23 protein-coding genes are annotated in these 20,416 nt (G+C 69.1%); 18 read left to right on the top strand and 5 right to left on the bottom strand.

All coding sequences use genetic code 11. The features are described 5' to 3' along the window. Positions 1-36 precede the first annotated feature (36 nt). From ACWCO2_RS07080 to ACWCO2_RS07125, 10 genes are all read left to right on the top strand, one after another. Complete coding sequence (locus ACWCO2_RS07080) at positions 37-405, top strand: hypothetical protein (protein ID WP_450126795.1); 369 nt, start codon at positions 37-39, stop codon at positions 403-405. Continuing rightward, entirely contained in the window at positions 402-836 is a 435-nt protein-coding gene (locus tag ACWCO2_RS07085; protein ID WP_450126796.1) for a hypothetical protein, read from the top strand. The genes ACWCO2_RS07080 and ACWCO2_RS07085 overlap by 4 nt, the downstream gene beginning before the upstream one ends. A 154-nt stretch (positions 837-990) precedes the next feature. Next, positions 991-1,329 carry a hypothetical protein gene (locus ACWCO2_RS07090; RefSeq protein WP_450126797.1) on the top strand — a complete coding sequence of 113 codons (339 nt, stop codon included), beginning with the start codon at positions 991-993 and terminating at the stop codon, positions 1,327-1,329. Positions 1,330-1,437: 108 nt separating this feature from the next. Then, the gene (gene hemL, locus ACWCO2_RS07095; RefSeq protein WP_450126863.1) at positions 1,438-2,718 is read left to right on the top strand and encodes a glutamate-1-semialdehyde 2,1-aminomutase; all 1,281 of its coding nucleotides are present in this window, start codon (positions 1,438-1,440) and stop codon (positions 2,716-2,718) included. Positions 2,719-2,870: 152 nt separating this feature from the next. Beyond that, on the top strand, positions 2,871-3,476 hold the full coding sequence (locus tag ACWCO2_RS07100) for a histidine phosphatase family protein (protein ID WP_450126864.1): 606 nt from the start codon (positions 2,871-2,873) through the stop codon (positions 3,474-3,476). Further along, positions 3,473-4,063, top strand: a complete 591-nt coding sequence (locus ACWCO2_RS07105) for a TlpA family protein disulfide reductase (protein WP_450126798.1) — start codon at positions 3,473-3,475, stop codon at positions 4,061-4,063. Before ACWCO2_RS07100 ends, ACWCO2_RS07105 begins: the two co-directional genes overlap by 4 nt. 524 nt (positions 4,064-4,587) lie before the next feature. Next, entirely contained in the window at positions 4,588-5,370 is a 783-nt protein-coding gene (locus ACWCO2_RS07110; protein WP_450126799.1) for a cytochrome c biogenesis CcdA family protein, read from the top strand. Continuing rightward, a complete protein-coding gene (resB, locus tag ACWCO2_RS07115; RefSeq protein WP_450126800.1) occupies positions 5,370-6,992 on the top strand; it encodes a cytochrome c biogenesis protein ResB in 1,623 nt (540 codons plus the stop codon). Before ACWCO2_RS07110 ends, resB begins: the two co-directional genes overlap by 1 nt. Then, complete coding sequence (ccsB, locus tag ACWCO2_RS07120) at positions 6,992-7,993, top strand: c-type cytochrome biogenesis protein CcsB (RefSeq protein WP_450126801.1); 1,002 nt, start codon at positions 6,992-6,994, stop codon at positions 7,991-7,993. Before resB ends, ccsB begins: the two co-directional genes overlap by 1 nt. Positions 7,994-8,229: 236 nt before the next feature. Further along, on the top strand, positions 8,230-9,753 hold the full coding sequence (locus ACWCO2_RS07125; RefSeq protein ID WP_450126802.1) for an AAA family ATPase: 1,524 nt from the start codon (positions 8,230-8,232) through the stop codon (positions 9,751-9,753). An 86-nt stretch (positions 9,754-9,839) separates the two neighbouring features. Here ACWCO2_RS07125 and ACWCO2_RS07130 read toward each other — a convergent pair whose 3' ends face one another. Then, positions 9,840-10,031: a hypothetical protein gene (locus ACWCO2_RS07130; RefSeq protein ID WP_450126803.1), complete on the bottom strand. Its 192-nt coding sequence runs from the start codon at positions 10,029-10,031 to the stop codon at positions 9,840-9,842. Between the two features lie 305 nt (positions 10,032-10,336). Continuing rightward, positions 10,337-10,561, bottom strand: coding sequence for a BldC family transcriptional regulator (locus tag ACWCO2_RS07135; protein WP_450126804.1), 225 nt, complete (start codon positions 10,559-10,561; stop codon positions 10,337-10,339). A 196-nt stretch (positions 10,562-10,757) separates the two neighbouring features. Between ACWCO2_RS07135 and ACWCO2_RS07140 the strand changes: the two genes are divergently transcribed. The 7 genes from ACWCO2_RS07140 to ACWCO2_RS07170 all read left to right on the top strand — a co-directional run bounded on the left by ACWCO2_RS07140 (position 10,758) and on the right by ACWCO2_RS07170 (position 15,183). After that, positions 10,758-11,072 (top strand): DUF4229 domain-containing protein, encoded by a 315-nt coding sequence (locus ACWCO2_RS07140; protein ID WP_450126805.1) that lies wholly within the window; start codon positions 10,758-10,760, stop codon positions 11,070-11,072. An 8-nt stretch (positions 11,073-11,080) separates the two neighbouring features. Next, a complete protein-coding gene (locus tag ACWCO2_RS07145; protein ID WP_450126806.1) occupies positions 11,081-12,178 on the top strand; it encodes a PLP-dependent cysteine synthase family protein in 1,098 nt (365 codons plus the stop codon). A gap of 25 nt (positions 12,179-12,203) precedes the next feature. Then, positions 12,204-12,761, top strand: coding sequence for a DUF3558 family protein (locus tag ACWCO2_RS07150; protein ID WP_450126807.1), 558 nt, complete (start codon positions 12,204-12,206; stop codon positions 12,759-12,761). A gap of 157 nt (positions 12,762-12,918) precedes the next feature. After that, complete coding sequence (locus ACWCO2_RS07155; RefSeq protein ID WP_450126808.1) at positions 12,919-13,248, top strand: hypothetical protein; 330 nt, start codon at positions 12,919-12,921, stop codon at positions 13,246-13,248. Positions 13,249-13,258: 10 nt separating this feature from the next. After that, positions 13,259-14,236 (top strand): WXG100 family type VII secretion target, encoded by a 978-nt coding sequence (locus tag ACWCO2_RS07160; RefSeq protein WP_450126809.1) that lies wholly within the window; start codon positions 13,259-13,261, stop codon positions 14,234-14,236. A gap of 22 nt (positions 14,237-14,258) precedes the next feature. Further along, the gene (locus tag ACWCO2_RS07165) at positions 14,259-14,687 is read left to right on the top strand and encodes a hypothetical protein (RefSeq protein ID WP_450126810.1); all 429 of its coding nucleotides are present in this window, start codon (positions 14,259-14,261) and stop codon (positions 14,685-14,687) included. Between the two features lie 19 nt (positions 14,688-14,706). After that, positions 14,707-15,183 carry a hypothetical protein gene (locus ACWCO2_RS07170; protein ID WP_450126811.1) on the top strand — a complete coding sequence of 159 codons (477 nt, stop codon included), beginning with the start codon at positions 14,707-14,709 and terminating at the stop codon, positions 15,181-15,183. Positions 15,184-15,245: 62 nt separating this feature from the next. Here ACWCO2_RS07170 and ACWCO2_RS07175 read toward each other — a convergent pair whose 3' ends face one another. From ACWCO2_RS07175 to ACWCO2_RS07185, 3 genes are all read right to left on the bottom strand, one after another. After that, complete coding sequence (locus ACWCO2_RS07175) at positions 15,246-16,118, bottom strand: 1,4-dihydroxy-2-naphthoate polyprenyltransferase (RefSeq protein ID WP_450126812.1); 873 nt, start codon at positions 16,116-16,118, stop codon at positions 15,246-15,248. Between the two features lie 58 nt (positions 16,119-16,176). Next, positions 16,177-17,361 (bottom strand): o-succinylbenzoate--CoA ligase, encoded by a 1,185-nt coding sequence (gene menE / locus ACWCO2_RS07180; protein WP_450126813.1) that lies wholly within the window; start codon positions 17,359-17,361, stop codon positions 16,177-16,179. A 308-nt stretch (positions 17,362-17,669) separates the two neighbouring features. Further along, on the bottom strand, positions 17,670-18,593 hold the full coding sequence (locus ACWCO2_RS07185) for a 1,4-dihydroxy-2-naphthoyl-CoA synthase (protein WP_450126814.1): 924 nt from the start codon (positions 18,591-18,593) through the stop codon (positions 17,670-17,672). A gap of 134 nt (positions 18,594-18,727) precedes the next feature. On the opposite strand from ACWCO2_RS07185, the gene menD reads away from it, so the two are divergent. After that, positions 18,728-20,398 carry a 2-succinyl-5-enolpyruvyl-6-hydroxy-3-cyclohexene-1-carboxylic-acid synthase gene (gene menD, locus ACWCO2_RS07190; protein WP_450126815.1) on the top strand — a complete coding sequence of 557 codons (1,671 nt, stop codon included), beginning with the start codon at positions 18,728-18,730 and terminating at the stop codon, positions 20,396-20,398. Positions 20,399-20,416: the final 18 nt, after the last annotated feature.

The raw sequence follows: 20,416 nt of genomic DNA on the forward strand, positions 1-20,416 counted from the left end.
CGACCGCTTCGCTACGCCATCGTCCTCTGGTGGACGGTGGCGTTTCTCCTGTTGCTGCAGGCCGGGCTGATGTGGTCCGGGCGCGCTGAGCTCGTGCAGCAGCTGGGCGAGCAGCAGCAGCTGGTACCAGCGGACGCGGCCGCCCGCGCGCAGCAGATGATCGTGGCGAACACCGGAATCGCCGTCGTGCTCGCGGCGGCGTACCTCGGGTTCGGCGCGGCGGTGTTCAAGCGGCATTCGTGGGCGCGGATGGCGTTGACCGCGTTCGCACTGGTGCACCTGGTACTCGTACTGGGGTCCGGTGCGGTGTTCAGCGTGCACACGATCCTGCTCGTCCTGGGAGGAACGGCGGCGGTGTTGATGTGGCGGCGGCCGAGCACGGAATGGTTGACGGGTGAGCGATGAGCGGGCCAGTGCTGTACTCCGAACGCGGTAGCAGCTGGTGGCCGGTGCTCTGGGGTCCGGCCTTCGCACTGCTGGGGTTCGGCGTCGAGGCGTTGACGCCGGGCCCGGTGAACGCGTGGATGTGGGGCCTGCTCGGCGGGCTGTTCGCGGTCGCGGCGGCGGTGTGGGTGCACGGCCGCCGTCGCCTGGTCTCGGTGCGGCTGACGCCTGCGGAACTCGTGCTGGGGCGCGAGGAGATCGAGGTCAGCCGCATCGCGGCGGTGACCGACGTGGGTGCGCCGGTGGGCGCGCGGGTGCTCGGCGGAAGCTGGACGGTCCCGAAGGGGACGGGCGAGGTGCCACTGCGCATCGACGACGACAAGGTCGTCCTGGCCTGGGCGAAGGAACCCGGCGCTCTGGCCGCCGCCTTGACCCGGCTCGTGGAGAAGTAGCCCCGGTGGCCTCAGGTCTCGGTGTGTCGTGCCCCAACACGCCGCCATCACGCGATTTCAATGGAAATTGGACGTCCGATTTCCAATTGAACTTGCGGATCCATCGGTGGGCGGGTGGCCCGGGTGTGCGGTGGGTCGTGAGACGCTTCTTTGCGTGACCACTCCGGAACCGTGGCCTGCGGATGGGCCGAAGTTCAGCGCCGAGAGCCTCGAGAGCGAAGAGCCGCGGGGCGGGTTGAACCAGCCCTGGCGGGCGGCCGTGGCCGGGATCGAGCTGGCCGTGGCCGTGGCGCTGGTGGTGGCCGGTTGGTGGGCGTGGCAGCACGGCACGGTGACGATCTACCTGCCCGGTCCGGAAGGGGCGACCGACGTGGTCACCCGGTCGCTCGGGAGCTGGCTGGCGTCGGCGGTCGCCGCGGCGACCTTCGCCGGTTTGCTGCTCCTCGACGCGATCCGCCAGGTGGCGCTGGCCGTGCGCGCACGTGCGCGCTAGTCGGGGTGCGACCGGCCACGGAATTGCGCCTGTCAGACTGGGTGCGTGACAGCTTCTGCGAACCCCGCATCGAATCCGAACCACGATCCGGCTCCGCGGTCGCGGCAGCTGTTCGACCGCGCGCAGGAGGTGACGCCGGGCGGCGTCAACTCGCCGGTCCGCGCCTTCCACTCGGTCGGCGGCACGCCCCGGTTCATGGTTCGCGGTGAAGGCGCCTACCTGTGGGACGCCGACGACAACCGCTACGTCGACCTGGTGTCCTCCTGGGGCCCGATGATCAACGGGCACGCGCACCCCGACGTGGTCCGCGCCGTGCAGGAGACCGCGTCGCACGGCCTCTCCTTCGGCACCCCCGGTGCCGGTGAGATCGACCTCGCGCAGGAGATCATCGACCGCGTCGAGCCGGTCGAGCAGGTCCGGCTGGTCAACTCGGGCACCGAGGCGACGATGAGCGCCGTCCGGCTGGCCCGCGGGTTCACCGGACGCCAGAAGATCGTCAAGTTCGCCGGCTGCTACCACGGTCACGTCGACGCGCTGCTGGCCAGCGCCGGGTCCGGGGTGGCGACGCTGGGTCTGCCGACCTCGCCGGGCGTCACCGGCGCGCAGGCCGCCGACACGATCGTCCTGCCCTACAACGATCTCGAGGCGTTGCGGCAGGTCTTCGCGGAGCGGGGCGACGAGATCGCCTGCGTGATCACTGAGGCCGCGGCGGGCAACATGGGCACCGTCGCGCCGCTGCCGGGCTTCAACGAGGGGCTGCGGGAGATCACCCGCGCCGCCGGTGCGCTGCTGATCATGGACGAGGTCATGACCGGCTTCCGGGTTTCCCGCGCGGGCTGGTTCGGGGTCGACGGCGTGGCCGGTGACCTCTACACCTTCGGCAAGGTGATGTCTGGCGGGCTGCCCGCCGCTGCCTTCGGCGGCCGCTCCGACGTGATGGCGCGCCTCGCCCCGTCCGGGCCGGTCTACCAGGCGGGCACGCTGTCCGGGAACCCCGTTGCGGTGGCCTCCGGCCTGGCGAACCTGCGGGCTGCCAACGACGACACGTACGCGGCGCTGGACCGCAACAGCAAGCGGCTGGGCGACCTGCTCGGCTCGGCGCTGACCGCTGAGGGCGTGCCGCACCAGATCGCTTACGCGGCCAACATGGTCAGCGTCTTCTTCAGCGAGAACCCGGTGCACAACTACGAGCAGGCGCAGGCCCAGCAGACCTGGCGATTCCCGCCGTTCTTCCACGAGCTGCTCGACCGCGGTGTCTACGCCCCGCCGAGCGCCTTCGAGTCGTGGTTCGTGAACGCGGCGATGGACGAAGCGGCATTCGAGACGATCGCTGACGCCCTGCCGCACGCCGCCCGCGCTGCCGCCACCGCGCCGGAGGCGACCGCATGAGCGACCCTGTGCCAACCCCAGCCCTGCGCAACCGCACCTCAGGGGACCGTGACGCAACCCGGCCACAAGAAACCGCGAAACGCAAGATCGATCCGGACGCAACCACCACTGTGAATCGCGGGGAGGCGGAACGGCGGACCGTCGTGCACTTCATGCGCCACGGCGAGGTGCACAACCCGGAGGGGATCCTCTACGGCCGGCTGCCCGGTTACCGCCTGTCGGATCGCGGCGAGCAGCAGGCGAAGCTCGTCGCCGAGTTCCTGGCTGGGCGCGACGTCGTCCACGTGGTCGCCTCGCCCCTGCAGCGGGCGCAGCAGACCGCCGAGCCGATCGGCGCGACTTTCCAGACCGACGTGGCCACCGACGAGCGGCTCATCGAGTCGGAAAACCGTTTCGAAGGCCTGAAGGTGTCGGTCGGCGACGGCGCGCTGAGCTCGCCGAAGCACTGGCGGAAGCTCTGGAACCCGCTGCGTCCGTCGTGGGGCGAGCCCTACCTGGAGATCGCGCACCGCATGCTCGGCGCCGCCCACCGCGCTCGCGCGGCCGCGGCCGGGCACGAAGCGGTGTGCGTGTCGCACCAGCTGCCGATCTGGACGCTGCGTCGGTTCCTGGAGGGCAAGCCGATGTGGCACGACCCGCGGCGGCGCCAGTGCTCGCTGGCCTCGTTGACCAGCCTGGTCTTCCGCGGCGAGGCGCTCGTGCGCATAGCCTACGTGGAGCCCGCCGGGGCGACTGATCCGAAGGTGACAGGGGCATGAAGAAGCTGTTGGTACGCCTGGGCCTGGTCGCGGCGACGTTGGCGCTGGTCGCCGGGTGCGCGACCCAGGGCGAGGACGCGGTGGCCACCGGTGGCGAGTTCACCTTCGTCTCGCCGGGTGGGCAGACCCGCCTCTTCTACGCGCCGGACGAGCGCGGCCGGGTTTCCGGGCTGTCCGGGGACAGCTTGCTGGAGCCGGGCAAGCAGGTGGGCATCGACGACTTCGAAGGGCAGGTCGTGGTGCTCAACATCTGGGGTTCGTGGTGCGGGCCGTGCCGGTCCGAGGCCGACGACCTGCAGGCCGTGCAGGACAAGGCCGGTCCCCAGGGCGTGCAAGTGCTCGGGATCAACGTGCGCGACAGCCAGTCGGCGGCAGCGGACTTCCACCGCGACCGCGGGCTGACCTACCCGTCGATCTTCGACCCGTCGGGCCGTTCGCTGCTCGCGCTGCGCCAGTTCCCGCGCAGCACGGTCCCGGCGACGATCATCCTCGACCGCCAGCACCGCGTTGCAGCGGTCTTCCTGACGGAAATGCTGGAGAGCGAACTGCTCCCCGAGGTCCAGAAGGTCGCAGCCGAGAAGCCCTGAGCCCTGCTGCTGGACATCCGCAGTTTCAATGAGGTTTTTCCCATCCTCGTTTTGCGTGGCGGTGCGGGTAGCGGAACCTCAGCGTCCGCTGGTCCGCGGGTGCCCTGACTTGTGTATGCGCCAATACGTTGCGTCAGGGCTGTCCTCGCCAGGCGAACGCTGAGCACCCGCGGCCGGTGCCGGTTGCGAGGGTGGGCTATGCGCCTTCGGCGCATGCGGCCCTCGCCGCGCGGTGCTGGTCGTACTTCGCGGTCACGGGCCAGACAGGATGAAAAGGCTCAATGGAAGCTGTGAATCGCCGTGGGTGGGATTTACAGTTTCAATTGAAACTGTGGTCTGGTGGTCGTGCGGGTGTGAGACTCATCTCTTGGGTTGAGCAGGTGGGGTTGAGGGTCCCGAAAAAGCGGGACCAATGGCCCTGGCGGGGTGATTTCCCCCTGCTTAGGCCTGCCACCAGGGACGACGTGGGCCGGTTCACCGAGCCCGGTGCATCGCGGTGGTCTTGACTTTCCTACCCTCGAGGTGTGAACCCCACTGACCTCGCCGCGTCCGGACCGCTGCTGTTCGCGGCGGCTCTCGCGGTGCTGGCCGGGGCGATCAGCTTCGCTTCGCCCTGCGTGGTGCCGCTGGTGCCGGGCTACCTCGCCTACCTGGCGGGAGTCGTCGGCGCTGAAACCCCGCCCGTGGACGCGACCGAGGCCGACGGGTCGCGGCGCGGCCGTTGGCGGGTCGCCGGGGCGGCGCTGCTGTTCGTCGCCGGGTTCACCGTCGTTTTCGCCTCCGGAACGCTGCTGCTGCTCGGCCTGTCCGATGCGCTCCTGGCCAACGAGCTCTTGCTGCAGCGCATCGGTGGTGTGGTCACCGTCGCGATGGGACTGGTGTTCATCGGGCTGGTGCCCGCGCTGCAGCGCGATGTGCGCATCCACCGGGTACCGCGTGCCGGTATCTGGGGCGCTCCGCTGCTCGGCGCGGTGTTCGGCCTCGGTTGGACCCCGTGCCTCGGGCCGACCCTGACCGGGGTGACTTCCATCGCCATTGCCACCGACGGTTCGACCGGCACTGTGGTCCGCGGCGTCCTGCTGATCGCCGCGTACTGCCTGGGCCTGGGCCTGCCGTTCGTGCTGCTGGCCCTCGGCGCCCGGTGGGCGCTGCACAGCGCGGACTGGCTGCGCCGGAACGGACGTGTCATCCAGATCGCAGGTGGGGTGTTGCTGGTCGTGGTCGGCCTGCTGCTCGTCACCGGTTTGTGGGGAGATTTGATCGCCTTGCTCCGTGGCCCGATCGCCGGATACGAGACGATCCTCTGATGCGCGGACCCCTGATCGCGGCGCTGGCGTTCCTGCGCAACACCTGGCGCGGGCTGACGTCCATGCGCACCGCGCTGGTGCTGCTGTTCCTGCTCGCCCTGGCCGCGCTGCCGGGCGCGCTGATCCCGCAGCGCTCGCTGAACCAGGCCGAAGTGGACAAGTACTTCGCCGAATACCCGAAGCTCGCGCCGATCCTGGACAAGATCGGTGCCTTCGAGGTCTTCAGCTCCGTCTGGTTCGCCTCCATCTACGTGCTGCTGTTCATCTCCCTGATCGGCTGCCTGCTGCCGCGCTGCTACGAGTACTACAAGCAGTGGCGTAGCAAGCCGGTGCGCACACCGCGCAACCTCTCCCGGATGCCGCACCACGAGAAGGCCACCCTCCACTCCTCGGTCGACGAGGTCATGGCCGCGACCCGCACCCGGCTCCGCGGGTGGCGGATGGTCGAGCGGGAGGAGGACGACGGCGCGAAGTCGATCAGCGCGGAACGCGGTTTCCTGCGCGAGATCGGCAACCTCGTCTTCCACTTCGCCCTGGTGGGCCTGCTGGTCGGCATCGCGGGCGGCAAGCTCTACGGCTACGAGGGCCAGGTCATCGTGGTGGCCGACGGCTCCGAGTTCTGCAACTCCGGTACCTACAACTACGACTCCTTCCGCGCGGGTCTCAACGTCGACGGCACCCAGCTCAGCCCGTTCTGCGTGCGCGTCAAGGACTTCGACATCGACTACCAGCCCAACGGGCAGGTCGGTGACTACCGGGTGGACATGGAGTACCAGTCCGAGGACGACCTGGCCTCCAACAAGTGGCAGCCATACCTACTGCAGGTCAACCACCCGCTGCGCACCGCGGGCGACCGCATCTACCTGACCGGCAACGGCTACGCGCCGCGCTTCACCGTCACCTTCCCGGACGGGCAGAAGCGCACCAGCGTCATCCAGTGGCAGCCGGCCGTTCCGCAGACGATGCTCTCCCAGGGCGCGACCAAGTTTGACCCGCCCGGCGTGCTCGACGATGCGGAGCGCCGCCAGAAGCAGCTCGCCGTGACCGGCCTGTTCGCGCCCACCGCGTCCTTCGACGGCGCCATCCTCAGTTCGAGCTTCCCGGCCCTGAACGACCCGGCCGTGGCCGTCGACGTGCTGCGCGGCGACCTCGGACTCGACTCCGGTCGTGGCCAGTCGATCTTCGGCGTGGACCAGTCCATGGTGGACCAGGGCAGGCTCCAGCGGGTGGCCCGCGAGAACCTGCGCGTCGGCGAGGAGATCCGCCTCGATGACGGCACCACGGTCCACTTCGACGGCGTCGAGCGCTGGGCCAACCTGCAGGTGTCGCACGACCCGTTCCAGTCGTGGGTGCTCCTGTTCGCCATCCTGATCATCTTCGGCATCAGCACCTCGCTGATGATCAAGCGGCGCCGGGTTTGGGTCCGCGCCGTGCCGCACCCAGACCCGGACGGATCCGGTTCAGTGCGTACCGTTGTCGAGGTCGGCGGACTCGCCCGCACCGATCAGGCCGGGTACGGCGAGGAGTTCACCAGGCTCGCCGCTGACCTCCTCGGCACGGATGTCGACCACTCGCCGAAGTCCCGCGCGGTCGCTGGCCCCGCGCGCGAAAGGAAGAGCTGATGCCGGTCAACCAGACGCTGTCGATCTACAGCGACATGGCCTACGCCACTTCCGTGGTGGTCTACATCCTCGCGATGCTGCTGTACTTCGCGGAGTTCTCCCAAGGGCGCATCGGGGAGGTCGCGCGCAAACGCGAGTCGGCTCTGGTCGGTTCAGGCAGCGGGGATTCCGACTCGACGCTGGTCGTTGGGCACGTGCCGACCCCGGAGAAGCGGCCGTTCTCCGAGCGGCTCGGCGGTATGGCCGTCGCCATGACGCTGCTCGGCGCGGTGGTGCACTTCTCCTCCTTGCTGCTGCGCGGTCTGGCCACGGGCCGGGTGCCGTGGGGCAACATGTACGAGTTCGGCTCGGCGATCTGCCTCGCTTCCGTGCTGGCCTGGCTGGTCGTGCTGCTCCGGCAGACGCGCACCGCTCGTCGCGACGCGACCCCGACGCAGCTGCGCGGGCTCGGCGGATTCCTGATGCTGCCGGTGGTGCTGCTGCTCTTCCTGTCCGGCACGGTGCTCTACGCGCAGGCCGCGCCGCTGATCCCGGCGCTGCAGTCCTACTGGATCGTGATCCACGTCGCCGCAGCGATCATCTCCAGCGGTGTCTTCCTGTTCGGCGGTGTGGCCAGCGTGCTCTACGTGCTGCGCTGCCGGTACGAGAACAACCCGCTGAAAATGACGAAGATCGGTTCCCGGCTGCCCACCAGCCAGGCGCTGGACCGGGTTGCCTACCGCGCCACCGTGATCATCTTCCCGGTGTGGACGTTCGCCATCGTCGCGGGCGCGATCTGGGCGGAAGCGGCCTGGGGCCGGTTCTGGGGCTGGGACCCCAAGGAGACCTGCTCCTTCGTCGCCTGGGTCGTCTACGCCGCGTACCTGCACGCCCGCGCTACCGCGGGCTGGCGCGGGGTGCGCGCAGCGTGGATCAACATCCTGGGTCTCGCAGTCATGATCTTCAACCTGTTCTTCATTAACATCGTGGTCGCCGGTCTTCACTCGTACGCTGGACTGTGAGCGGATGATCGGCGCCCACCGAGGCGCCGCGGGAAGTCCGCCGCGCACGGCGGACTTCGGTGCGCACAGTCCGCCACCTGCGCAATTCACGCCCCGCTGGGGCCGAAAACCGGGGGAAGCGACCGCCCACCCCCGGTGACTTGTGGGCATCTCTGCGACTACCGTGCCTTGCGGGGACGGGAATTTCTCGATTCGGTCCGGCAGGACGCGGCTCGATTGTGGGAGGGACGGCAACGGTGACCGGACAGTACGAAGAGCCCGAAGCGCAGCGGAACGCGGGGACCACCGCGGCGCAGCCCGACGGCGAGGACGTCGAGTCCGGTAGCTCGGGGGCGGCACCGGCCGCACCCGTTGGCCAGTACGTCGAGCCGGAAACCCGGCCAGCGCACCCCGCTCCGTCGTACGTCGATCCGTCCCAGGTCGACCAGTCCGGCAACCCCGTCGGCGAAGCACCGCAGCCGTACTACCCGAGTGGCGCGCCCGCCAGTGCGGCACCGGCGTACGGCGACCCGGGTCAGTCCGGCCCGCACCAGTCCCAGTTCGTCGAGCCGACAGCATCCGGCCCGCACCAGCAGGTGCAGGTGCCCGGGGCGCAGTCGGGTCCGTACTCGGTCTCCGGTGGACAGTCCGGTCCGTTCCCACCGGTTTCCGGCGGCCCCTCCGGCCCGTACGCGCCGGCCGCAGGAGGACAGTCCGGGCCGTACCCGGTCGGCCAGCAGTACCCGCCGCAGAATTCCCAGGGCGGGCCGCAACCGGGCCCGCAGCAGTCGTTTTCGTCATACCCCCAGGCTGCCCCGAACGCGGGCCAGGGGGATCGGCCATTCGGCCAGGACCTCTCGTCCGCTCAGCTGCTCCGGCAGACCAAACGGTCTCCCCAATCCGGGTGGCGCAAGGCGGTCTACCTGGCCAGCGGCAGGACGGTCAACTTCGGCGAGGGGCCGGCCGATCGGCGCCGCCGCGAGCTGATCGCGCGGGTCAACCAGCCACTGCAGGGCTGCTACAAGATCGCGATGCTGAGCCTGAAGGGCGGCGTGGGCAAGACGACCACGACCGCCACCCTCGGCTCCACGTTCTCCTCGCTGCGGGGTGACCGGGTGATCGCGGTCGACGCGAACCCGGACCGCGGCACCCTGGCGCAGAAGATCCCGCTGGAGACCACCGCGACGGTGCGGCACTTGCTGCGCGACGCGCACCGGATCCGCAAGTACAGCGACGTCCGCGCCTACACCTCGCAGGGCCCGTCCCGGCTGGAAGTGCTGGCCAGCGAACAGGATCCGGCCGTCTCGGAGGCGTTCAGCGAGGACGACTACCGGCGCACCGTCACGCTGCTGGAGCACTTCTACAACGTCGTGCTCACCGACTGCGGCACCGGCCTGATGCACTCCGCGATGAAGGGCGTGCTGGACCTCGCCGACTCGCTGGTGATCGTCTCGTCCAGCTCGATCGACGGCGCGCGCAGCGCATCGGCCACATTGGACTGGTTGGACGCGCACGGCTACGGCGACCTGGTGGCCAGGTCCGTGGCGGTGATCAACTCGGTGCGCCCGGGTTCCGGCAAGGTCGACGTGGACAAGCTGACCGCGCACTTCAGCTCGCGCTGCCGCGCGGTGTCGAAGATCCCGTTCGACCCGCACCTGGAAGAGGGCGCGGAGGTGGAGCTGGGCCAGCTGGGCGCGCCGACGCAGTTGGCGCTGCTGGAACTGGCCGCGATCGTGGCGGATGACTTCCCGCACGCGCCGGGGCGCAACCGGCAGAGCTGATCAGGGGCTTATCCGAGTCGGGGATGGCGAACCTCAGACGGGGTCTGAGGTTCCGCTACCCGCAATCCGAGTTCGAAGAACGGCCCTCAGTCGTCTTCCGAGGGCCGTGATTTGCGCTGCTGCTCGTCCAAGCGGCGCAGGAACTCGGGGTCGTCGTCGGGCGCGATCGGCGCCTGCCTTGGACCGGGCCGCTCCGACCCGGCCGAGACGGGGCCGAACGCCTTCCACATCAGCACCGCGATCGTGAGTGCACCGATCGCTGCCAGGACGTAGATCATCGGGCCACCTCCAACTCTGCCGCTTCCGAGATTAGCCAATTCCGGCCTCGGTTGTCCGCGTCGGAGGTAGCCGCGCCGGGGCGGATCCAGGTGATGCCTCGCGTGAGGACGAGGCACCACCTGGACCGGCGGTCGTCGCCGGACCGCGGGCGATGTTCAGATCTGCGTTTGGAGCACTCGCCAATGAGGGGCGCTGGCGAGCGGCCGATGACCTCAGCGCACGTCTGGGAACTGGTCTTGCGCGTACCGGGGAACCCGAAGTGCTACCTCGGGCCGCACGCAGGACGAGTTCGGCGGACGAACGCTCAGACGGCGCGGTTGACGTCGTTGGTGAGTTCGGCGAGCAGTGCGCGGACCTCGGACTCGCGGAAGCGGCGGTGGCCGCCGGGCGTCCGGATCGAGCCGATGCGGCCGGCGGTGGCCCACCGGGTCACGGTCTTGGGGTCCACGCGAAAGAGGGTCGCGACCTCTCCGGGGGTGAGGAGCTGCTCCTGGCCGTTCTGGCGCGGCTGCTGGGTAGTCGCGGTCACAGGTGACCTCCACGAGTTGCGAGATGGTTATTCGGGCAATCCGGTCGCATCCTGGCACCTCGAGGGCCAGGTACTCGAACATTTGGGTTTAGGTAAAGGGAAGGTAAGGGACGAAAACGGCGCTTCGGGCGGCTCGCGAGCCCGTCGCCAGCGGCCGCCCGGCCGGTTCGGCGGTCGTTTGCTCTACCCTGGTGACGTGCAGGAACAGCAGGAGTCCGAAACCACGGCCCAGGGGGCGAAGTCGACTCTCGCCCGCGACATCGCGCTGTACACCGTCGCCAGGTTTGCCATGGTGATCCTGGTTGCCGCGCTGCTGATGCTGGCCCAGGTGCCCGCGCTGGTCGCGTTCGCGGTGTCCGTCGTGGTGATGATGCCGCTGTCGCTGCTGGTCTTCGGCAAGCTGCGCCGCCGGGTCGCGACCGGGATGGCCGAGCGCGCCGAGGTTCGTAAAGCCCATCGTGAAGAACTCCTGGCGCAACTGCGCGGCGACCGGGCCGCGGACGCCGAGTGAGTCCGGGGATGGCCAGCAGCATCGACCGTTCCTGCGTGCGGACCAGGGCCTGGACCAGCGAAGCGGTCCGGATCATCGAGGCCGACGCGAACCGCAGCGCGGACACGCATCTCCTGCGTTATCCGCTGCCCGCGGAGTGGGGAATCGATCTCTACCTCAAGGACGAGTCAACACATCCGACTGGTTCGCTCAAGCACCGCTTGGCCCGATCCCTGTTCCTCTACGCGATTTGCAACGGTTGGGTGACCGAGAACACGCCAGTGATCGAGGCCTCTTCCGGTTCCACCGCGGTGTCCGAGGCCTACTTCGCCCGGCTGCTGGGGCTGCCGTTCATCGCGGTGATGCCCCGCTCCACCAGCCGCGAGAAGGTGTCGCTGATCGAGTGGCACGGCGGTCGCTGCCACTTCGTGGACGAGCCGGGCGCGATCTACACCGAGTCGCGCCGGCTGGCCGCGGAGCTCGGCGGTCACTTCATGGACCAGTTCACCCACGCCGAGCGGGCCACCGACTGGCGCGGCAACAACAACATCGCCGAATCGATCTTCGAGCAGCTGGCGCTGGAACCGCATGCCGAGCCGAGCTGGGTCGTGGTCGGCGCGGGCACCGGCGGCACGAGCGCCACGATCGGCCGCTACCTGCGGTACCGGTGCCACCGCACCGAGCTCGCCGTGGTCGACCCGGAGTGCTCGGTGTTCTTCGATGCCTGGCGGGACGGCGATCCCGAGCGCACCAGCGATCGCGGTTCGCTGATCGAGGGCATCGGCCGCCCGCGCGTGGAGCCGTCCTTCGTCGGGCAGGCGATCGACCGGATGATCAGGGTTCCGGACGCCGCCTCGATTGCCACCATTCGCTACGTCGAGCAGGTGCTGGGGCGGCGGGTCGGCGGATCCACCGGGACCAACCTGTGGGGCGTGTTCGCCCTCGCCTCGGAGATGCTCGCGGAGGGGCGGCGCGGCAGCATCGTGACGCTGCTCTGCGACGGCGGCGAGCGGTACGCGAACACCTACTACGACGACGAGTGGGTCGCCGCCCGCAGCATGGACCTGGACGCGCCGCGCGCGGTTCTGGAGCGCTTCCACGCGACCGGCGAGTTCCGGGCGGAATGAGCGCTGAGCAGGAAGGTTGGTGCCGGTGAGGCGTTGGGGTTGGGTTGCTGGGGCGGCGTTGCTCGCCACGGTGGCCGGATGCGCTTCCGAGCAGTCGCCGCAGCCCGAGGAGTCGTCGGCGCCGACGACCTCGGCGGAGGAGTCGGCAACTGAGTCCGCGGCGCCCTCGATCACCCGGAACATCCCTCCGGAGCAGCGCGAACACCTCGGGCAGCTGTCCGCCGACCAGATCTGCGGACTGGTCGACCCGGCGGAACTCGGGTCGTTGGCCTTCGCTGTCGACAGCGGACGGCCGCAAGAGCTCGGTCAGCAGCTGCGCGGCTGCCGCTTCGACTCCAATTCCGGCACTCGCTCGGTGCTGATCGGAGCGCAGCGGGAGGGCTTCGGCGACCTCGGCCGGGACGAGGTGGAGCTCGGCGAAGTCCGCGGTACCCGGGTCCTGCGCGCGAGCGACTGCACCATCTACGCGGGCGTCGCCGGCGGAACCCTGCAGGTCTCGGTGTCCGAGGCGGAAGCGGATTCGGACGACTGCCGCACGGCACAGTCGGTCACCGAATACGTTCTGCCCGCGCTGGTCCGCTAGTCCATTTCCCCTTGATCACCGGTGCCGTTTTCGGCTGAAACCGGCAATTGCGGCACGGCTTGTCACGACTGGGGAACAAGTTCTGAATTCCGGGAACTTGCGTGTGGGACGTGTTGTCGTATTGCCCTGACGGATTGTGCGCGAGTCGGGGGTTCGGATGGCCGACAACCTTAAGGCGATTCCAGAGGAGATGAAGGGCTTCGAAGGCCTTCTGGAGCGGAACGCCGGATATTTCAAGAAGATCGACGAGTGGGCGGAGAACACGGCCTCTGACACCAGCGGGTTCACCGGGCTGATGATGGTGCTCATCCCTGTCGTCGAGATGGTGACCGCGCTGTACGGCGAAACCCTGGAATGGGCCAACAGCGCTTTGCTGAAGGTCAAGGACGACCTGGCCGATGCCTCCGCGGAATACGAGGAGATCGAGCAAAAGGTCGTGTCGATGTTCCAGAAGATCCACGTCGAGCTCGACGACATCAAGATCTGAGGGGGATGAGATGGCTTCGTTCGCGGACGCTGAAGATCCGATAGCGGTCCTGAAGGCGGATCCCAGCGAGAGCAACAAGGAATCACAGCAGCAGGCGATCGAGGACGCCGGCTGGCAGGTCCAGGCGGTCAACTGGGTCTACGAGAAGGTCACCGGCGAGAACCTGATCGAAACGCTCATCTCGCCGATCACCGGTGATTTCTCGAAGATCGAGACCAACGCCGAGGCCTGGGGGCAGGTCGGCGATGCGCTGCGGGCGATTCGGCAGAACCTGAACCAGGGCATCAGCGACCTGCGCGAGAGCTGGGACGGCGCGGGCGCGGTGGCGTTCGAGACGCTGCTGGTCGCCACCTGGACCGTCGCGCTCGAGGGCGACGCCATGTTGGCGAAGCTGATCGGCAAGGGCTTCACCAAGGCCGCGGAAATGTCGCGGAAGATGACCGACAAGGCCTTGGAGCTGATCAAGAAGCTTGTCGACCGGCTGATCGAGACCGCGGCCACCGGGTGGATTCCGGTCGCGGGCTGGGCCAACGTGGTGCGCAACGTCGAGAAGTGCGTCGAGATCGTCATGTCGATCCTCGAGCTCTTCGAGGCGCTGAAGAACATGTACGACTCGGTTGTGTCGCTGGTCGAGTCGGTCAAGAACGCGGGCACGAACCTGGCCAAGATCAAGGACGCGAACAGCCTCGGCGACGTGGTCAACATCGGCCTGCAGGCGAAGGACGACTTCACCGACGTCAAGGAGAAGGCCACCGGGGTCAAGGACTCCGCGACCGGCGTCAAGGACGCGGCGACCGGGGTCACGACCGCGGTGACCGGTGGCTCCGGTGACGGCTCGGGCGGCGGTGGCTCCGGCGACGGGAACGGTTCTGGTGGGACCGGCTCCGGTGGGAACGGCTCCGGTGGTGGGACCGGCGGAACTGGCACCGGGGGAACAGGTTCTGACGGAAATTCGGGGCATCAGACGCTGGCGTCCGGCAGCCTGTGACGGTCGAGGAGGATGACGCGACGTGAGTGACGACTGGAAGACGCCGGAGATCCGCGATGCGGAGGCGATGCTCGAGGAGCGTCTGCTCCAGGCGGAGCAGGCGCTGGAGCGCGCCACCGCGTACGAGGCAGCGCTGCCCGAGATCAAGCTGAACGACGAGCAGATCGAGGACATCGAGCAGCGCATCCGCTCCGGCCAGGCTCCGCCGGAGATCGCGGCTCTGCAGGGGCGGATCGATGCGGGCGAGTTCAGCTGGCAGGACATCGCCAGCGGTGAGGCCTTGCGCGACGAGTCGGTGCAGTCCGCGTTCTCGAAGAGCGTGGAGAACATGCAGCAGGCCAAGGAGCTGCTCGACGCCGGGTACGACACGGCGACGATCATCAACAACGACCCGAACCGCGCCCCGGAGGACACCTACGACGACGAACCGCCGGATTCGTTCCTGCGGTGAGGGACTGAGTGATTCGACTATGAACCGCAAGACTCTGATCGGCATCACCATCGGCTGGGGTGTCCTGGTCGGTCTGGTCGCTGCGGTGTTCCTGGGCATGGCGATGTTCAGCGGCACCTCGTTGGCGAAGGCCAGCACGGCGGACGGCTCCACCGGGCCGTACTACCGCTGGAAGGGCGAGGAGATGCTGGTCACCAGCACGCAGAGTGGCAAGGACGCGGTCTGCAAGGTCGTCCCGGACGACGGTGAGACGCGCGACATCAACACCTACCGCGCGGAGCAGCGCCGGACCGTGAACGCGGTCACCCCGTGGTTCTCCGGCGAGGCCCAGATGTCGTGCACGACTCCGGTGAAGATCCGGGTCGGATCCGAGGTCTCGAACTACGAGCTGGCCACCAAGAACCGCGTGGTGCAGTTCGGTGCCGCGATCATCGCCGCCGGACCGTTCCTGGCGGTGAGCGTCTTCGGCCTCGGCACCCGCAAGGCGCAGGCCTGATCGAACGAAGTGAACGGCCCGTCCACCAGCGAGGTGGACGGGCCGTTCGTTCGTTGTAGAGGTCAGCCGAAGGCCAGGGCGGCACCAGTGACGATCGCCCAGATCAGCATCGCGAGGCCGGTGTCGCGCAGCGCCGGGATCAGCTTGCGGCCCTGGGCGCCGGTGATCACCGCTCGCAGCGGGACGGCGAGGGGCAGCAGCGCGGCGAAACCGAGCAGCACCCACGAGTTCCGCAGACCGATCAGCACGGTGATCAGGAACGGGACCAGCGCCAGCGCGACGTAGAGGGTCCGGGTGTCCCGGTCGCCGAGCAGCACGGCCAGGGTGCGCTTGCCGGTGACGCGGTCGGACGGGATGTCGCGCAGGTTGTTGGCCACCAGCACCGCGCTGGACAGCGCACCGACGCCGACCGCGGCGCCGATGCCGAAGCCGCTGATCGTCCCGGCTTGCACGTACATGGTGCCCAGCACCGCGATCAGTCCGAAGAAGACGAACACGGCCAGCTCGCCGAATCCCGCGTAGCCGTAGGGCCGCTTGCCGCCGGTGTAGTACCAGGCGCCGGCGATGCAGAGTGCGCCGATGGCGAGCATCCACCACTGCCCGCTGAGGTAGACCACGCCCAGACCGGCGATCGCGGCGAGCCCGAAGCAGATCCAAGCCGCGGTGCGAACTGCGCCTGGCTGGGCGGCGCCAGAGCCGACCAGGCGGAACGGGCCGACCCGGTCGTCATCGGTGCCCCGGATGCCGTCGGAGTAGTCGTTGGCGAAGTTCACCCCGATGATCAGGAACATCGAGACCATTAGGGCGAGTACCGCGATCAGCGAGTTGAACCCGTCGACCCCTGCGGCAGCGCCGGTCCCGGCGAGCACCGGCGCGATCGCGTTCGGGAAGGTGCGGATCCGAGCTCCCTCGATCCACTGCGCAACAGTCGCCATGCCAGCCATCTTCGCCTACCGGTGTCACCCGGCAGTGGCAGCCTCCCCGATGAGTGCCTCAGGCCTGGAAGAACGCTGCCAGGGCCCGGCGGTCGGGTTTGCCCGGGCCGCGCAGCGGTAGTTCTGGGAGGAATGCGAAGCGCTTCGGCGCGGCGGCGGAGTTCAGGCTCGCTCGGACGGCGGCGCGCAAGTCCGGTTCGGACGGTGGTTGTGCCTGGTCAGACGGGACGATCGCAGCCACGACCGCCTGTCCCCACTCGGGATCGGCGATGCCGAGCACGCATGCCTCGCGGACACCGGGCTGTTCGGCGAGGATCCGCTCCACCGGCAGCGGGGCGACGTTGACGCCACCCGTGACGATCATGTCGTCGGCGCGTCCGAGCAGCGTCAGCCGACCGTCGTGCCAGCGGCCGAGGTCTCCGGTCCGGAACCAGCCGTCGGCGAACGCGCCTGCCTCCGGCTGGTGGCGATATCCCCTGGCCAGCATCGGTCCGCTCAGCAGCACCGGTCCCGTCTCGCCGTCGATGCGGACTTCCGCGATGTCCAGCGGTTGCCCGTCGTACACGCATCCACCTGCGGTTTCACTCATCCCGTAAGTCGTGGTCACGCGGACGCCGTCGTCGAGCGCTCGGCGCAGGAGGGCGGGTGGGGTCGCGGCGCCCCCGAGCAGCACGCCGTCGAACTTCCGGAGAGAGGCGAGGCCATCGCCACCTGCGCTGAGCAGTCGAGACAGCTGGGTGGGCACCAGTGCGGTGTAGTGCGGACCGTCTGCGGCGAGGACGGATTGCGCGGCCGTGGCGAAGTTGTCCGGGCGGAAGCCGTCAGCGGTGTCCACGGCGTCCGGGCGGGTGCCGGCGAGCAGGGCTCTGACCAGGACCTGGACCCCGGCGATGTGGTGCGCGGGCATCGCCAGCAGCCAGTGGCCGGGACCGCCTAGGCGGCGGTGGGTGGCCTCGGCGGAGGCGCGCAGGGCGGAGGCTGTCAGCAGCACGCCTTTCGGGGTGCCGGTGGAGCCTGACGTGGCGATGACCAGGGCTGTTGGGTCTTCGTCGGCGTCTTCCGCGGACGTCAGCGGGCCGGCCAGCGCCTCGGTGAGTCGGCGGGATTCCTCGCCGTCGTCGCCGCGAACCGGGAGCAGGGCTGGGCCTTCGCCGTTGAGCGCCCGCTCCAGCGCAGGGAGGACGTCCAGCGCGCCCGCTCCAGATGGCACGGGAAGGGGCTGCAGGTGGCGGGCGTTCGACATGGGTTCCATTGTCGACCGGCTCCTGAGTTGCGCCCGCGTGATTCCTGGCATCGATCACCTGTTCTAGCGATCAATTGTTCGAAAGCGCTGGTCGATCTATTGAGTACGCGCTTGGAAGGAGTCCGAAGATGATGGTTCTGATCGTGCTCGTGTGCCCTGCTGACCTGTTCGAAGGCTGGTCGGCGGGTGAGCAGGACGGCCGGTTCTGGGCCCGCGCTGGAACGGGCCCGCCCGGAGGTGATCCCGAGGACCCCGCCGCCGAAGCTGCGCAGTCGCGCGGCGACGTGGGCGGAGTTCAGGAGCTCGGCTCAGTAGTACCAGGGGAAGGAGGACCAGTCGGGGTCCCGCTTCTCCAGGAACGAGTCGCGCCCTTCGACGGCCTCGTCGGTCATGTAGGCGAGGCGGGTGGTCTCGCCGGCGAACAGCTGCTGGCCGACCAGTCCGTCGTCGATGGCGTTGAACGCGTACTTGAGCATGCGCTGCGCGGTCGGGGACTTGCCGTTGATCTCGCGGGCCCACTGCAGCGCGGTGGTCTCGAGTTCCTCGTGCGGGACGACGGCGTTGACCATGCCCATCTGGTGCGCCTGCTCAGCGCCGTAGGGGCGGCCCAGGAAGAAGATCTCGCGGGCGAACTTCTGGCCGACCTGGCGGGCGAGGTAGGCCGAGCCGAAGCCGCCGTCGAAGCTGCCGACGTCGGCGTCGGTCTGCTTGAACTTGGCGTGCTCGGCGCTGGCCAGCGTGAGATCGCACACCACGTGCAGGCTGTGCCCGCCGCCGGCGGCCCAGCCCGGCACCACGGCGATGACGACCTTGGGCATGAACCGGATCAGCCGCTGCACCTCGAGGATGTGCAGCCGCCCGGCGCGGGCCGGGTCGACGGTGTCGGCGGTCTCGCCGTCGGCGTACTGGTACCCGGAGCGGCCGCGGATCCGCTGGTCCCCGCCGGAGCAGAACGCCCAGCCGCCGTCCTTTGCGGACGGGCCGTTCCCGGTGATCAGCACGCAGCCGACGTCGCTGGTCATCCGCGCGTGGTCCAGGGCGCGGTACAGCTCGTCGACGGTGTGCGGGCGGAACGCGTTGCGGACGTCGGGCCGGTCGAACGCGATGCGCACGGTGCCCTTCCCGGGGCCGTCTTCGACGCAGCGGTGATAGGTGATGTCGGTGAAGTCGAAGCCCGCGACGGGCTCCCACGAAGCCGGATCGAACAGCTCAGAGACACGGGGATTCTGCACACCTGGGACAATAGGCGCAGCAAGTGCTCGGCGCGGGGCCCTCCCCGCGGCAGCCCGGCACCTGCATGGACGGCGGCGAGGGGGACCATGGCCTCCTCCGCCGGAGTCCGCCAACGAGGTTCAGGGGTGATGGGTTGAATCCGTCCACTGCTCAGGCTGAGGTCATCGTCGACGAGCTCGTCCGCAACGGAGTGCGGCAGGTGGTGCTCTCCCCGGGATCCCGCAACGCACCTCTGTCTTACGCACTGTACAAGGCCGACCACGCTGGGCGCTTGCAGCTGCACGTGCGCATCGACGAGCGCAGTGCGGGATTCCTGGCCCTGGGGTTGGCGGCGCGCGCGCAGTCCCCGGTCGCGGTTGCTTGCACGTCGGGCACCGCAGCGACGAACTTGCACCCGGCGGTCAGCGAGGCGTTCCACTCCGGGGTGCCGCTGATCGTGCTGACCGCGGACCGCCCGCCGGAGCTGCGGGCGGCCGGTGCGAACCAGACGATCGACCAGCAGCGCCTGTTCGGTTCCGAGATCCGCCTGTTCGACGAGCTGGCGGTCGCCGAGAACCGGCCGGGGCAGAACGCCTACTGGCGGAGCCAGGCGTGCCGGGCGTGGCACGCCGCGAAGGGCGACGTCCGGGGCGGCCCGGTGCACCTGAACCTCCCGTTCCGGGAGCCGCTGGTGCCTTCCGGTGACGACCACTGGTGCGAGTCGCTCGACGGTCGCCCGGACGGTGTTCGGTGGACGGAAAATTCCGACTTCGGGTGGGCGCCCAGCGCGCTGTCCCGCGTCCACGCCCGGCACGGACTGGTGCTAGCGGCGGACTCGGCCGTCGACGGTGTCGGGGAGTGGGGCGACCGCTATGGCTGGCCTGTGCTGTCGGAGGTCGGCGCGGTCGGCGTGCCCGGATCTTCGGTGATCAGCACCGGGATGTGGCTGCTCGGTCTGCCGGATTTCGTCCGGGAACACCGACCGGAGCAGGTGCTGTGCGTTGGACGTCCGACGGTGTTCCGGCAGGTGCAGCGGTTGTTGGCGGATACCGACGTGGAGGTGCTGCTCGCGCACGGCGGGGTCGACTGGCCCGCACCGGCGCACAACTTGCGGGAGGTTGCGGAAACCTTCGGCCCCTCGATCGCGCTGGCCGATCCAGACTGGCTGACCGAGTGGCAGCAGGCGGACCAGAAGGCCTCCGCTGCGCTGCACGCCGCGCTGGACCTGGAGCACTGGCCGAACGGTCCGGTGGTGGCGCGCTCGGTGGTGGACGCCTTACCGGAGCACGCGTTGCTGGTGCTGGGATCGTCGAACCCGACGCGCGATGTCGCGTTGGCCGCGCGGCAGCGGCCCGACGTGGTCGTGCACCGGAACCGGGGTGTGGCCGGGATCGACGGCACCGTGTCGACCGCGATCGGCGCGGCCATCGCCCACGGGCGACCGGCCTACGCGTTGCTGGGCGACCTGACCTTCCTGCACGACAGCAACGGTTTGCTGCTCGGGCCGCACGAGTCACGACCGGACCTGACGATCGTCGTGCTCAACGATGACGGCGGCGGGATCTTCTCGCTGCTCGAGCAAGGCAGTCCGGAGCACGGCGAGTCGTTCGAGCGGATCTTCGGTACGCCGCACGGCACCGACCTCGGCAGGCTCTGCGCTGCGCACGGCATCGAGCACGAACTGGTGCAGCAGCAGTCCGAGTTCGCCGACGCTTTGCGGTGGCGGCCGGGACTGCGCGTGATCGAGGTCCAGGCGGACCGATCCGCGCGGCGGTCGGTGCACGAGCGGCTGCAGGCCGCGGTCCGCTCCGCGCTGCTGGGCTGATCGCTGCTGACTAGCCGC

The sequence above is a fragment of the Saccharopolyspora sp. NPDC002376 genome (genome assembly GCF_053593195.1).